The organism is Flavobacterium sp. N1994, from assembly GCF_025947145.1.
Classification (GTDB): domain Bacteria; phylum Bacteroidota; class Bacteroidia; order Flavobacteriales; family Flavobacteriaceae; genus Flavobacterium.
Window position 1 is genome coordinate 710,426 of sequence record NZ_CP109999.1, and the last position, 14,127, is coordinate 724,552.

The 14,127-nt window shown below is 37.7% G+C and carries 15 protein-coding genes and 1 tRNA gene; 14 read left to right on the top strand and 2 right to left on the bottom strand.

What is annotated here, in order from left to right; all coding sequences use genetic code 11:
• Positions 1-2 precede the first annotated feature (2 nt).
• Both OLM53_RS03305 and OLM53_RS03310 read left to right on the top strand, forming a co-directional pair.
• Complete coding sequence (locus OLM53_RS03305) at positions 3-746, top strand: head GIN domain-containing protein (RefSeq protein ID WP_264521638.1); 744 nt, start codon at positions 3-5, stop codon at positions 744-746.
• A gap of 107 nt (positions 747-853) precedes the next feature.
• The gene (locus OLM53_RS03310; protein WP_264521639.1) at positions 854-1,690 is read left to right on the top strand and encodes a DUF2807 domain-containing protein; all 837 of its coding nucleotides are present in this window, start codon (positions 854-856) and stop codon (positions 1,688-1,690) included.
• A gap of 51 nt (positions 1,691-1,741) precedes the next feature.
• On the opposite strand, the gene trxB is transcribed toward OLM53_RS03310, so the two are convergent.
• On the bottom strand, positions 1,742-2,689 hold the full coding sequence (gene trxB / locus OLM53_RS03315; RefSeq protein ID WP_264521640.1) for a thioredoxin-disulfide reductase: 948 nt from the start codon (positions 2,687-2,689) through the stop codon (positions 1,742-1,744).
• A gap of 155 nt (positions 2,690-2,844) precedes the next feature.
• Here trxB and OLM53_RS03320 point away from each other — a divergent pair, with 155 nt between their 5' ends.
• Positions 2,845-3,273, top strand: coding sequence for a hypothetical protein (locus OLM53_RS03320; RefSeq protein ID WP_264521641.1), 429 nt, complete (start codon positions 2,845-2,847; stop codon positions 3,271-3,273).
• Between the two features lie 468 nt (positions 3,274-3,741).
• Here the strand turns inward: OLM53_RS03320 and OLM53_RS03325 are convergent.
• Positions 3,742-3,819, bottom strand: a tRNA-Pro gene (locus OLM53_RS03325).
• A 178-nt stretch (positions 3,820-3,997) separates the two neighbouring features.
• On the opposite strand from OLM53_RS03325, the gene udk reads away from it, so the two are divergent.
• From udk to OLM53_RS03380, 11 genes are all read left to right on the top strand, one after another.
• Complete coding sequence (gene udk / locus OLM53_RS03330; RefSeq protein ID WP_264522414.1) at positions 3,998-4,606, top strand: uridine kinase; 609 nt, start codon at positions 3,998-4,000, stop codon at positions 4,604-4,606.
• 5 nt (positions 4,607-4,611) lie between these two features.
• Entirely contained in the window at positions 4,612-4,965 is a 354-nt protein-coding gene (locus tag OLM53_RS03335; protein ID WP_264521642.1) for an FtsB family cell division protein, read from the top strand.
• A gap of 9 nt (positions 4,966-4,974) precedes the next feature.
• Entirely contained in the window at positions 4,975-6,336 is a 1,362-nt protein-coding gene (locus OLM53_RS03340; RefSeq protein ID WP_264521643.1) for a methylmalonyl-CoA mutase subunit beta, read from the top strand.
• Positions 6,336-7,112, top strand: coding sequence for an energy transducer TonB (locus OLM53_RS03345; RefSeq protein WP_264521644.1), 777 nt, complete (start codon positions 6,336-6,338; stop codon positions 7,110-7,112). The genes OLM53_RS03340 and OLM53_RS03345 overlap by 1 nt, the downstream gene beginning before the upstream one ends.
• Before the next feature lie 4 nt (positions 7,113-7,116).
• A complete protein-coding gene (gene scpA / locus OLM53_RS03350; RefSeq protein WP_264521645.1) occupies positions 7,117-9,279 on the top strand; it encodes a methylmalonyl-CoA mutase in 2,163 nt (720 codons plus the stop codon).
• Between the two features lie 2 nt (positions 9,280-9,281).
• Positions 9,282-10,733, top strand: a complete 1,452-nt coding sequence (locus OLM53_RS03355; RefSeq protein ID WP_264521646.1) for an FAD-dependent oxidoreductase — start codon at positions 9,282-9,284, stop codon at positions 10,731-10,733.
• Between the two features lie 195 nt (positions 10,734-10,928).
• Positions 10,929-11,258 (top strand): type II toxin-antitoxin system HigB family toxin, encoded by a 330-nt coding sequence (locus tag OLM53_RS03360; RefSeq protein ID WP_264521647.1) that lies wholly within the window; start codon positions 10,929-10,931, stop codon positions 11,256-11,258.
• A 2-nt stretch (positions 11,259-11,260) separates the two neighbouring features.
• Positions 11,261-11,617: a helix-turn-helix domain-containing protein gene (locus OLM53_RS03365; protein WP_264521648.1), complete on the top strand. Its 357-nt coding sequence runs from the start codon at positions 11,261-11,263 to the stop codon at positions 11,615-11,617.
• A 121-nt stretch (positions 11,618-11,738) separates the two neighbouring features.
• Positions 11,739-12,221, top strand: a complete 483-nt coding sequence (locus OLM53_RS03370; protein ID WP_264521649.1) for a DNA-deoxyinosine glycosylase — start codon at positions 11,739-11,741, stop codon at positions 12,219-12,221.
• Between the two features lie 304 nt (positions 12,222-12,525).
• The gene (gene tnpA, locus OLM53_RS03375) at positions 12,526-12,987 is read left to right on the top strand and encodes an IS200/IS605 family transposase (RefSeq protein WP_264521650.1); all 462 of its coding nucleotides are present in this window, start codon (positions 12,526-12,528) and stop codon (positions 12,985-12,987) included.
• Positions 12,988-13,585: 598 nt separating this feature from the next.
• The gene (locus OLM53_RS03380) at positions 13,586-13,996 is read left to right on the top strand and encodes a hypothetical protein (protein ID WP_264521651.1); all 411 of its coding nucleotides are present in this window, start codon (positions 13,586-13,588) and stop codon (positions 13,994-13,996) included.
• Positions 13,997-14,127: the final 131 nt, after the last annotated feature.

Genomic DNA, 14,127 nt, shown 5'->3' on the forward strand with positions numbered 1-14,127 from the left:
TCATGGTAAAATTCGCTGTATTATGTACTAAAGTAGTTGTTGCTACTATTGTTGCACTATTGTTTAGCTCTTGTCAAATAAAAGATATCCATTTTGGGGATGGAATTGATGGGAACGGAAATGTCACCACTCAAAATCGTTCAGTTGAAAATAATTTTTCAAAAATTGAGGTAAGTAGAGGTTTAACAGTAACTATTGAGCAATCTAATAAATATAACGTTGAAGTTGAAGCCGATGATAATTTGCAAGAACATATCACAACAAAAGTTGAAAATGGTACGCTTATCATAACATCAGATGAAAACATCGATAAAGCTAAAGCCAAAAATATTCACGTAAAATTACCTGAATTAAGCGCTATAGAAACTACAAGTGGTTCTTCGGCTTCAACTATTAATTTCTTTACCGGAACCAATGTTGTAGTAAAAACCAGTAGTGGTAGTCAAGCAGAACTAAATTTAGAATTCGATAATATCAAATGCGAATCAACAAGTGGAAGTACGTTAAATCTTAAAGGGAAAGCCTTAAAATTACAATCCCATTCTTCAAGTGGCAGTACAATTGACGCAAAAGGATTATTAGTGAATGATGTCATAGCAGAAGCCACAAGCGGAAGTTCAACTGACGTACATCCCGGAGTAAGTATATCGGCAAAAGCATCTAGTGGAAGTTCAATAGATTACTTCGGATCTCCTAAAACAGTGAGCAAAGAAGAAAGTTCCGGAGGAAGCGTTTCCAAAGAATAAGTTAATAAAACATCTCAATTTACATTGAGATGTTTTTTTTTCTATTTTTGACACTCAAGACCATTAGGTCGAACTGTACGAAGTAAAAACTAACTGTACCAACATTGATGAAAAAAATTATTTTAATAAGCTTCCTTATTACTACCGCTGTTTCATTTGCTCAAAAGAAAGAAAAAGTAAAAGGTTCTAAGATTGTCAAACTTGAACAAAAAGAAATCGGGGACTTTGAAAGTCTAGAAGTTGAAGACAACTTAGAAGTGTTTTTAATAAAAGGGAATGATTCTGGATTAGAAATAGAAGCAGATGACAACTTAATTGAATTCGTTGACTATAAAATTACGGGTAAAAACCTAAGAATTTCTACTGCAAAAGACATTTCTAGCTATAAAAAATTAAGCGTACGTGTAACTTATAACGATAAATTTAATTTAGTAAGTGCCAAAGATGAAACCAATGTAACAGCTCTTTCTGATATAACTTTAGATAATATTACTTTTAAAAGTTATGATTATGCCAAATTGTTTTTGAATGCTAAAACCAAAAGCTTTACACTAATGGCCAATGACAAATCAAAAATAGAACTAAACTTAAAGTCTGATAAAACAGCAATCGACCTAAGTAAAAGCGCTTATGTAAAGGCCTTAATTTCTAGCGGTGAAATGAGATTTGATATGTACCAAAAATCTTCTGCAGATGTTGAAGGAGATATCCTCGATTTAAAACTACGATTAGACAACAACACTGATTTCACTGGTAAAAAATTAACCGCTAAAAACGCATTAGTAGAGACTGCTGCCTATGCCAAAACAAGTATCAACATTTCCAATATAGCCACCATTGATGCCTCTGGAAATAGTGAGATAGAATTATTTGGCGAACCCAAAATTGAAGTAAAACGCTTCACCGATAGTGCCATGTTAAAGAAAAGACCTCTCAAAAACTAAATAAAAAATCCCGCTCAAATGGCGGGATTTTTTTATATCGATATTATTAATTTACTCCTTTGAAGCCAAATAACGTTCTGCATCCAAAGCGGCCATACACCCTGTTCCAGCAGCAGTAATAGCTTGTCTGTATACATGATCTGCTGCATCTCCAGCAACAAAAACTCCTGCGACATTGGTTTTAGAGGTACCAGGTTCATTTATAATATAACCCGTTTCATCTAATTTAATGTAATCCGCAAAAATATCCGTATTAGGTTTGTGGCCAATAGCTACAAAGAATCCAGTAGCTGGAATGATAATTTCTTCATCAGTAGTTTTGTTGAAAGCTTTTATTTCAGTAACCACTTGTCCATCTCCAACAACTTCAAGGGTATCATGATTCATTAATATAGTTATGTTCTCTGTTTTACGAACACGCTCTTCCATAATTCTAGAAGCTCTAAATTTCTCACTTCGCACCAACATCGTTACTTTTTTACAAAGTTTAGATAAGTAATGTGCTTCTTCACAAGCAGAATCCCCTGCTCCAACAATCACCACTTCTTGATTTCTATAAAAGAAACCATCACAAACGGCACAAGCAGAAACACCACCACCCATTTGTAAATAATGTTGCTCTGAAGCCAATCCTAAATATTTAGCCGAAGCACCCGTAGAAATAATAACCGTATCGGCATGAATTTCTTTGGTTTCATTTATCCAAACTTTATGTACACTTCCTGAAAAATCTACCTTGGTGGCCCAACCATCACGTACATCCGTTCCAAAACGTTTGGCTTGCTCTTGCAATTGTACCATCATTTCTGGACCCGTAACGCCTTCAGGATATCCTGGGAAATTTTCTACTTCATTAGTCGTGGTTAATTGTCCTCCTGGTTGTGTTCCTTGATATAAAACAGGAAACATATTAGCTCTAGCGGCATAAATTGCAGCAGTATAACCCGCTGGCCCCGAACCTATAATAAGGCATTTAATTTTTTCTATTGTATCAGACATAATCGTAATTTTTTAAGCCTTGCAAAGGTAACTTTTTATAACATTTATTCGATACTTGATAAAATAGTAATTAACAATCTTTGGATAATAATTGGTGATTTCTTTTTTAATTAACAGCAAAGTTCTTATTTTTGAAAAGATATAATTTACCATTCATGAAAAAAATTACTCCAGCCTTACAACTGATTTTAATTGCACTATTATTTATTGGATGTACTTCCGATGAAGCAAACGTTGATAATGCCTTATTAGCACAGGTTCAAGGAAAATGGAAACTAACTCAATACGTTAATGACACTCCTTTTATTCTCAATTATCCTAATGGTCCTGTAATGGAACTAAAAGCTGATGGTACCTTTACATCTGATGAAGAAGGAGGATATAGCAACGGTACGTATACAGTACTCAAAAGCCCAGGTAAAAACTTAAGACTAGTGTTTCTTAAACAATGGTCAGCTAAAGTCGTTTATAAATACATTAATAGTGTAACAGCTAATAACTTATATCTGCAAGGATCTAATCCTGAACCAACTCCCGATGGTGTTAGCTTTTTTGAAGGCTATACTTTCACTAGAATTCCGTAAAAGAATTAGTATAAATATAAATCCCTTCTGTTTTCAGAGGGGATTTTTGTTTTACAAGATTACTTCGTGATTCTGAGTTTCGGTTCTATCTCTAATTTGATATTAAGAGGAGGAAGCACTGTGGGCTTCAGGTAAGTGATTTACTTATAAAAATAAGCTACAACAAGTTGGATATAACTTTAGCAGGATTACTTCGTGATCCTGAGTTTCGGTTCTATCTCTAATTTGATATTAAGAGGAGGAAGCACTGTGGGCTTCAGGTAAGTGATTTACTTATAAAAATAAGCTACAACGAGTTGGATATAACTTTAGCAGGATTACTTCGTGATCCTGAGTTTGGGCTCTATCTCTAGTAAATTCTTCAGCGCTTTCAGCACTGTGTTTTTTTACTTATAAAAATAAGCTGCAACGAGTTGCGCATATTTTTATAAGTAAAAAATCCTTTCTGTTTTCACAGAAAGGATTTACTGGTCGGGGTGGCAGGATTCGAACCTGCGGCCTCCTGCTCCCAAAGCAGGCGCGATAACCGGGCTACGCTACACCCCGAAAGCGAGTGCAAATATAGAATTATTAATTAGTAAACAAAAGGTTTTTATTGTTTTTCGCATTCCTATAGTACATCGATTTACTAGCTCACTTTTTTTTCTCGCTTCTTGTCTCTTTTCTCTAAAAACTTCCGATATAATTTCTATTTTTGTTAAAACTAAAAACAACACAACTTAATATGCTAATTATCGGAATTGCTGGTGGTACAGGAAGTGGAAAAACAACTGTTGTCCAACAAATTATAAATGAATTACCCGAAACAGAAGTGGGTGTAATCTCTCAAGACTCTTACTACAGAGAAAACCATAACTTAAGTTTTGAAGAAAGAGCACTCATCAATTTTGACCATCCAAGGGCTATCGACTTCGAATTATTAGTGAATCATCTTACCCAATTAAAAAAAGGGGAAACCATTGAACAGCCTGTCTATTCTTTCGTAACGCACAATCGTACAGATGATAGCATCATTACCCATCCTAGAAAAGTAATGATAGTAGAAGGAATCCTAATTTTAGCCAATCCTGAACTCAGAGAAATGTTTGATGTCAAAATATTTGTTCACGCCGATTCTGACGAAAGACTAATACGCCGATTAAAAAGAGACATCGCTGAACGTGGTCGCGATATGGAAGAAGTTTTAAACCGTTACCAAACGACTTTGAAACCAATGCACCAACAATTTATCGAACCTACCAAAGCCTTTGCCGATATCATCATTCCAAATGACAAATACAATACCGTGGCTATTGATGTAGTAAGAGCGGTAATCAACCAAAGAATTACATAGTACAAATGAGTTACTTTAAAAACCTAACCGATAAATACCCTATTCTCAAAATCTTGAGCAATAGATACATTATTGTGTTGGTTTTTTTTACCGTTTGGATGCTGTTCCTTGACAATACTTCTTATTTAGAACACCGAATCTTAAACAAACAACTCGACGAACTCGAAGACAACAAAAAATACTATCAGGACGAAATCAAAAAAGACGAAGAGAACATCAAACTCCTCAAAAATCCTGACCAAATAGAAAAATACGCTCGCGAAAAATACTATATGAAACGCGATAGCGAAGACATCTACATCATAGAATTCGAAGGCGATTCTATTAAAGATGAAAAATCAGAATCAAAATCTTTATAAAAAGAAATCATGGCTGAACATTTATTTGATGCGTTCGAACCCGTTTCCTCCAAACAATGGAAACAACAAATTCAATACGAACTCAAAGGGGCCGACTATAACGAAACTTTAGTATGGGAATCACCAGAAGGGATTAAAGTAAAACCCTTCTACCACAATGATGAAGATACCATAAAATTAGGAATCAATACACCTGAAAAACCATTCTCCATCCTACAAAACATCTTTGTACATGATGTGGCAATGTCCAATAAAAGAGCGTTAGATACTCTAAATCGCGGTGCCGAAAGTATTCGCTTTACTATCGAAAACGAAACTGTTTCTGTAGAAGACTTAATGCAAAATCTTCCGTTAGAAACTACAGCCTATTTTTTTTATTTGCCTTTCCTTTCAATCGATTTCGTAAACCAAATCAATGCCTTTACCAATAAAACAAAAGCCAACATTAGTATCCAAATCGACCCAATAGGTCAATTAATAAAAGATGGCAATTGGTTCGATAACCTTGACAAAGACTTTGAAAAACTAAATAGCATAGCTAAAGCTGCAGTGGTTCCTTTCTTGTCAATCAACACAGGAACTTACCAAAACGCTGGAGCCAACATAGTGCAACAACTAGCCTACACCCTAGCCCACGTTAACGAATATTTCAATAGAATTCAAAACCTAAACCAACCCATTACTATCGAAGTATCCGTTGGAACGAATTACTTTTTTGAAATAGCCAAACTACGTGCCCTGCGACTTTTATTCAATACGCTAGCCAAAGAATACAATCATAATTTCGATTGCCATATCATCGCTACACCTACCAAAAGAAACAAAACGCTTTACGATTACAATGTCAATATGTTGCGTACCACAACCGAATGTATGAGTGCTATTCTCGGCGGTGCTAATGCGGTAGCGAATTTACCTTACGATAGCTTGTACTACAAAGACAATGAATTTGGTGACCGAATTGCCCGTAATCAATTATTAGTCTTAAAACACGAAAGCTATTTCGATAAAGTCAATAATCCAGCAGACGGTACTTATTATATTGAAAATCTTACCCAACAATTAGCCGAAAAAGCGCTCTTGTTATTCAAAGATATCGAAGCCAATGGAGGTTTAATCAGCCAATTAATAGAAGGCACCATCCAAAAGAAAATCAGCGAAAGCGCCACCAAAGAACAAGAACTGTTTGACAGCGGCAAAGAAGTATTATTGGGAACCAACAAATACCCCAACAAAAACGACAAAATGAAGCACGATTTAGAATTGTATCCCTTCATCAAACAAAACCCACGCAAAACGTTAATCACACCGATTATAGAAAAGCGTTTAGCTGAAAAATTAGAACAAGAACGCTTAAATTCAGAGGAATAATGAATCGATTTTGTTTGATAATGTTTTTTGTAGCGACATTGTTCTCATTTACTGCCTTTGCCCAAAACGAAAAAACCTACGACATACAGTCGGTTGATGTATCCCCTAAGTTTATGGGAGGCCCGATAAAATACCTCGATGAAATGCAAAAGGCATTAAGTAGCCATAGGAAAAAGAAAATATCGATAGACTGGATAGGGTTTACTGTAGAGAAGAACGGTACGGTATTAGATATTTCGGCTTCAAATGAACAGGGTCAGTTGAGCCCAGAAAACAATGCTTTTTTGAAAAAAATAAGTAAAAAATGGCAACCCGCACTGGTAAATGGAAAGCCCGTGCGTTGTAGTGCTTATGCCAGCAGATACCCGGTAAAAATGTTAGGTACCCCAACTCCTGCTGATGAAAGTAAATCAGATTCAATTAATAACGAGGAAAAAGAGGAGGATAATACCATCATGACCAAAAGCCTCCTTGATGTAGTACCCGAATTCCCAGAAGGTGAACAAAAGCTTAGAGACTTCTTTAACGATAATTTTAAAATACCAGAGGGTGGTAAAGTACCAAGCAGAGTGGTTGTTTCTTTTGTGGTAGAAAAAGACGGAAGCCTTACAGACATTGCGTCGGGTCCACATCCAAACGAAAAATTTAGGGAAGAAGCCGTGAGGGTAATGGGAAATTGTCCGAAATGGAAACCCGGGCAATTGGAAGGAAAAAATGTTCGAACTCTTCTTGTGATGGTATTTACTATTAAAGCACCAGCTGAAGAAAAAAAATAAAGTTATGATTCGTAAAAACATCCAACATATCAAACTCGAAACGGGGTCAACTGACAACAGTCAACTGACAACCGACAACTTTCATACCGCCGAAAACATCCAACTAAAACCCATCTATTCCGAAAAGGATTTAGAAGGAGTAGAACACCTAGGTTTCGGAGCAGGATTTGCTCCTAACCTTCGCGGACCTTATGCTACCATGTATGTACGTCGCCCTTGGACGATTCGCCAATATGCAGGATTCTCAACGGCCGAAGAAAGCAACGCTTTTTACAGAAGAAACCTAGCCGCTGGACAAAAGGGATTATCCGTAGCCTTCGACTTAGCCACACACCGTGGGTATGATTCCGACCATGAACGAGTGGTGGGTGATGTAGGGAAAGCTGGAGTAGCTATTGATTCTGTAGAAGACATGAAAGTGTTGTTTGACCAGATTCCACTAGGGGAAATGTCCGTCTCTATGACCATGAACGGAGCAGTATTGCCTATCATGGCCTTTTATATTGTTGCTGCAGAAGAACAAGGAGTGGCACCCGAATTACTATCAGGAACCATACAAAATGACATTCTGAAAGAGTTTATGGTGCGTAATACCTACATCTATCCGCCTACGCCTTCCATGAAAATCATTGCCGATATATTTGAATATACCAGCAAGAAAATGCCCAAGTTCAACTCCATCTCCATCTCAGGCTATCACATGCAAGAAGCTGGAGCTACTGCAGATATTGAACTAGCGTACACTTTGGCAGACGGACTAGAATACATCCGCACAGGTTTAGCAACCGGAATGAAAATCGATGAGTTCGCTCCTCGCCTTTCGTTCTTTTGGGCCATCGGAATGAATCATTTTATGGAAATCGCTAAGATGCGTGCCGGTAGAATGCTTTGGGCCAAACTCCTAAAACAATTCAGTCCTAAAGACGAAAAATCATTAGCGCTAAGAACCCATTGCCAAACTTCGGGCTGGAGTCTAACCGAACAAGATCCTTTTAATAATGTGGCTCGTACGGCTATCGAAGCTGCTGCAGCTGCCTTTGGAGGAACCCAATCGTTACACACTAATGCTCTTGATGAAGCTATTGCATTACCAACTGACTTCTCAGCAAGAATCGCTCGTAACACCCAAATATTCCTTCAGGAAGAAACCAAAATCTGCAAAACCGTCGACCCATGGGCTGGCAGTTATTATGTAGAAAGTCTAACCAAAGAAATAGCAAATAAAGCTTGGGCACTAATTGAAGAAGTGGAAGAACTCGGCGGCATGACCAAAGCCATCGAAGCGGGTATTCCAAAACTCCGTATCGAGGAAGCCGCAGCTCGTAAGCAAGCCCGAATTGATAGTACACAAGATATTATTGTAGGCGTAAACAAATACCGTTTAGAGAAAGAAGATCCACTCCATATTTTAGATGTGGATAACCAAATGGTGCGCAAACAACAAATTGAGCAATTACAACACATAAAAGCCACTCGCGATAACGAAAAGGTAAAAGCATGCTTAGCAAAATTAACCGACTGTGCTAGGGCGTCAGTAGAAAATTCAAAAGGTCCTGATATGCATCAGGATGACAATAATTTGTTATCTTTAGCCGTAGAAGCAGCCCGAAACCGAGCCACACTAGGTGAAATTAGTGATGCCCTCGAAGTAGTTTTCGGACGCTATAAAGCACAAATCAGAAGTTTCAGCGGCGTGTACAGTAAAGAAATCAAAAACGACCAAAGCTTTGAAAAAGCAAAACAATTAGCCGACGCTTTCGCTAAAAAAGAAGGCCGTCGTCCTCGTATCATGATTGCAAAAATGGGACAAGACGGTCACGACCGTGGTGCCAAAGTAGTAGCCACAGGATACGCTGATGTAGGTTTTGATGTTGATATTGGGCCCTTATTCCAAACCCCACAAGAGGCAGCCAAACAAGCCGTAGAAAACGACGTGCACATCTTAGGCGTTTCTTCCTTAGCAGCAGGACATAAAACCTTAGTCCCTCAAGTAATACAAGAACTAAAAAAATACGGCAGAGAAGACATTATGGTCATCGTGGGCGGAGTAATTCCTCATCAAGATTATCAATTCCTCTTTGATGCAGGAGCTGTTGCCGTCTTTGGTCCTGGGACTAAAATTAGTGAGGCTGCCATCAGTATTTTAGAGGTACTGTTGGAAGAGTAACAGTGAAAAAAGAAGAAAATAAAAAAACCTACTGGACTATCTGTCAGGAATGCCAGGGACTCGGCAAAAAAAAACGCAGGCTTCGAAAAAAAGTGCGGCTCGAATTCCAAGCAGCGTTAGATACATTTGAAAAAACAAAGGGAGAAGGGAAAGCTCCTGTCCCTCCTGAATCACATCTATATGCCTGTCCCAACTGTTCCAAATCGGGACTGATAATGTCAGCCTTCCCTACTATTGTCGATACCGAAAACTACCCACACGTGGCCATTATTGGTGCTGGTATAGGCGGAGTGGCATTAGCCGTAGCTTGTTTGCACCGAGGCATCCCTTTTACTCTTTATGAACGGGACAACAGCTTCGATGCCCGAGCCCAGGGCTATGGTCTCACTTTGCAGCAAGCCAGTAAAGCCATTGCCGGATTGGGCATTTTTTCATTGGAAGAAGGTGTGGTTTCAACAAGGCATTTAGTCCATACCACCGAAGGAAAAGTAATTGGGGAATGGGGCATGAGAAAGTGGAGGGCTGCAGATTCAGACAAGCCCCTAAAACGAAACAATATACATATAGCACGGCAGTCGTTGCGCGAGGCATTGCTCAAACAACTCGGCGGACATGAGGCGGTACAATGGGGCCATCAGTTAACCGATTGTAAGGAAGGTGATAGCGAAGGTATTCACCTTAGCTTTCTGGTGAAAGGCCAGATAAAAACGACCAAGACAGATCTCGTGGTGGGTGCCGATGGCATTCGCAGTTCAGTGCGCAGTATGATGATTGGTGAAGACGTTACCCCTTTGCGCTACCTAGGCTGTATCGTAATATTAGGAATTTGTCCTTTGGCGGCTCTTGAACCCCATGACTGCACTTTGCTCGACTCGGCTACGGTATTCCAAACGGCCAATGGCCATGAGCGTATCTATATGATGCCTTATACAGCAGACTCGGTAATGTGGCAGCTTAGCTATCCAATTCCCGAAAATGAGGCAAAAACGCTAAGTGCTCAGGGTGTTCAGGCACTCAAGCAGGAAGCAATTCGCAGGACTCAATGGCACCATCCCATTCCTCAAATCGTGGCTGCCACTCCAGAAACGCAACTATCTGGATATCCGGTGTATGATAGGGACTTACTCGATGCCACTATGTTCGAGGATAGTGGTTCCTGCACCCTGATCGGAGATGCTGCCCATCCTATGAGTCCATTCAAAGGACAAGGAGCAAACCAGGCACTACTAGATGCACTGGCGCTGGCCCGAGCCATAACAAAAGAATGTCGACCTCTATCACAATGGCGAAAAGCCGGTGTGCGAAAAAGTATATTGACTGGGTTTGAATCAGAAATGATAGCCCGCTCTGCTATCAAAGTGAAAGAATCTGAAGCCGCAGCACAGTTCTTACATTCTGAAATAGTACTCCATGAAGGGGATAAACCAAGAGGTAGTTGTCGGAACAAAGAATAACGAGGAAGCTATAAGTATGTTAGGAGTGTTGCTACAAGACTAACCTTTCTTGTCAATCCCGCGAAGGCGGGAACATAAAATAAAACACTCACTTTACAGTGGGTGTTTTTATTTATAATGTACACTTTTAGTGTAACAAAAATTAAACAAAAGAAAATAAGTTTGCAATTTGAAAACTTTTATTACATTTGACCAATGAAAATTCTCGTAAGGAAAACGATTTTATTCTACATTAAGAAATATCCAAATGCCGAAACACAAGTAATGATTTGGTATAATGAATTTTCTAAACTAGAGTTTCACAATTTTAATGAACTTAAAAAAGTATACGGAAACGCAAGTATTGTAAATAACAATAGAGTTGTGTTTAATATCAAAGGAAATGATTACCGTTTAGTAGTAGCCGTTAACTTTCTACAAGCAGCTTGTTATGTGATTTGGTTTGGAACTCACAAAGAATATGACAAAATTAATGTTGAAACTATTGCTTTTGATACCACAATCTTAACTGATAAAAAAAGATAACCATGAACTGGAAAGTATTAAAAACCGAAGAAGATTATAATAAAGCTTCCATACGAATGATGGAACTATTCCATGCTGAACCTAACACTCCCGAAAGCGATGAGTTAGATTTACTTATAGTATTAATTAAGGATTATGATGAAAAACACTATCAACTTCCAGAACTCGATGCCTTGGAAGTGATAAAAATTAAAATGCAGGAAATGGGAATTAAAGCCAAAGATCTTGAGACCATAATTGGAAGCAAAGGTCACGTTTCTGCCATACTATCAGGAAAAAGAGAAATCACCTTAAAAATGGCGCAAAAACTAAAAAACTATTTTGGTATTCCTGCTGATGTATTTCTACACAGTGCATAAGAAAATAAAACAGAAGTATACCACAACTTATGATTTCCGTGTGAGTAAAGTAATCTATTATTTAAAGTAAAAACCTGACCGCTTTAAATTGAGTTACTCCTAAAGTTAGTATTGAAAACAAATGAAAATCCAGTCCTTCTCTCCTATCTCTGATGGCAATGGAAAAATTCTCATACTGGGAACAATGCCTGGTGCACAGTCATTAGTCCTAAACGAATATTATGGCAATCCCAGAAATCATTTTTGGAAGCTGCTATTTACCCTCTTTAACGAAACCCATAGTACCGATTATCAAACTAAGAAAAACCTAATCCTTAAAAACAATATAGCGCTTTGGGATGTCTTACAGACTTGCGAACGCCAAGGCAGTCTGGATAGCAATATCCTAAAGGAAATCCCGAATGATTTTGACACCTTTCTAAACCACCATCCTAATATCACTCACATCTTTTTTAATGGGCAACAAGCAGCAAAGTTTTTCAAAAAATATGTCACCGTCACCAACAACTACACCCTAGTGACTTTACCTTCCACCAGTCCAGCCAACGCAGGAACCTCCTTTGAAAAGAAACTAACCGAATGGCAACAGTTAATACTAGAATAACTTAAAGAAAGCAAAATGTACACAAAAAGTGTATCTCTAAGTAAAAATCCGTTAATAGCTTAGACCTGACAGCTGATAATCCCATTAGGGATTTAATTTCTGTAGAAAACCGTTAAATCAAACATGATAACCCCGTTAGGGGTTTAATTTTGGTAGAACAACAAAGGTCACAAACAATAAATCCCGTTAGGGATTAAATTTCGGTAGAAAACCGTTAAATCAAACATGATAACCCCGTTAGGGGTTTAATTTGGGTAGAACAACAAATGTCACAAACAATAAATCCCGTTAGGGATGATATAAAATGGCAAATACATACACGCAAATACATATCCAATTTGTTTTCGCTGTAAAGCACAGAGACGGATTAATCCATTCCACATTCAAAGAAGAATTATACCAATACATTGCAGGCATTATTAAATACCATAATCATAAATTATTAGTTATAAACGGAATGCCTGATCATTTGCACCTATTAGTTGGAATGCGACCAACACAATCTATTTCAGAATTAATGCAAGACATAAAAGCAAGTTCTTCAAAATGGATAAATGAAAAGCAATTTTTAAAAGTAAAATTTGAATGGCAAGAAGGATACGGTGCCTTTTCATATTCTAAATCTAGTGTTAATAGGGTCATTGACTATATTAAAAATCAAGAACAACATCATACAATTCAAACCTTTCAAGAGGAATATTTAGAATTTTTAAAATTATTTGATATTGAATATGACGCAAAATATGTTTTTAAAGAGCCAATGTAAATTATATCATCCCTAACGGGATTTTTCTAATCATTAAAATCATTCTTTCTACCGAAATTAAATCCCTAACGGGATTATTTTACAATAAAATATTGATAGACATTCTAATACAAATACCAAAAACTAATAATCCTCTTTGCCAAATCAAAACCCCGCTAGGGGTGCAATCTGGGTAAAAAACCCAAATGTCATATCCAATAAATCCCTTTAGGGATGGTATAAAATACTATCTTAATATCAATCCCATAAACTAATAATCGTCTTTGCCAAAACAAAACACCGTTAGGGGTGCAATTTGGGTAAAAAACCCAAATGTCATATCCAATAAATCCCTATAGGGATGCTATAAAATACTATCTTAGTATCAATCCCAAAAACTAATAATCCTCTTTGCCAAAACAAAACTCCGTTAGGGGTGCAATCTGGGTAAAAAAACCAAATATCATAACCCAAAAATCCCTTTAGGGATGCTATAAAATACAACTAAAATAATCCCAAAACAATAAAAATACCCCACTAAAATTTCGTAACTTTAAAGTACAAAATTGGCCATCTGTTGGCGTAGAGAACTAATTTTATAACTTAAAATCAAAACAAAATGAAAGCAACAAGAAGAGTCGGAATTTGGTTAGACCATACCGTAGCGCGAGTGATTGAATACAACACTGAGGAGCTAAAAGCAACAACCCTAAAGTCAGACCTTCAAGGTTTAGATGATCAGGACGCGTTGCAACACAGCGAGAGTTTGTTACACAACAAAGAGAACCAACACCTAAAAGCCTTTTATAAGGATATCATTGCCATTATAAAAGACTATGACGAAATCCTCCTCTTTGGGCCAACCACCGCGAAAACCGAGTTATTCAACCTCATCCGCGAAGAACACAAATACGACCACCTCAAAATAGAAACCAAGTCAGCCGAAAAAATGTCCCCACCCGAGGAACATGACTTTGTCATCAACCATTTCAAAACTGTCCTCCACTACGAGAGCCCGTTTACGAAATAAAAGTGTTTATAATTAGTAAAAAACACCCGCTGTGAAGTGGGTGTTTTTTTTATCCAACCCTGATAGGGGTTTAATATGGTTAGATGGATAATCAACAAAACAAAATCCCGTAGGGATTAAATCTGGGTAGA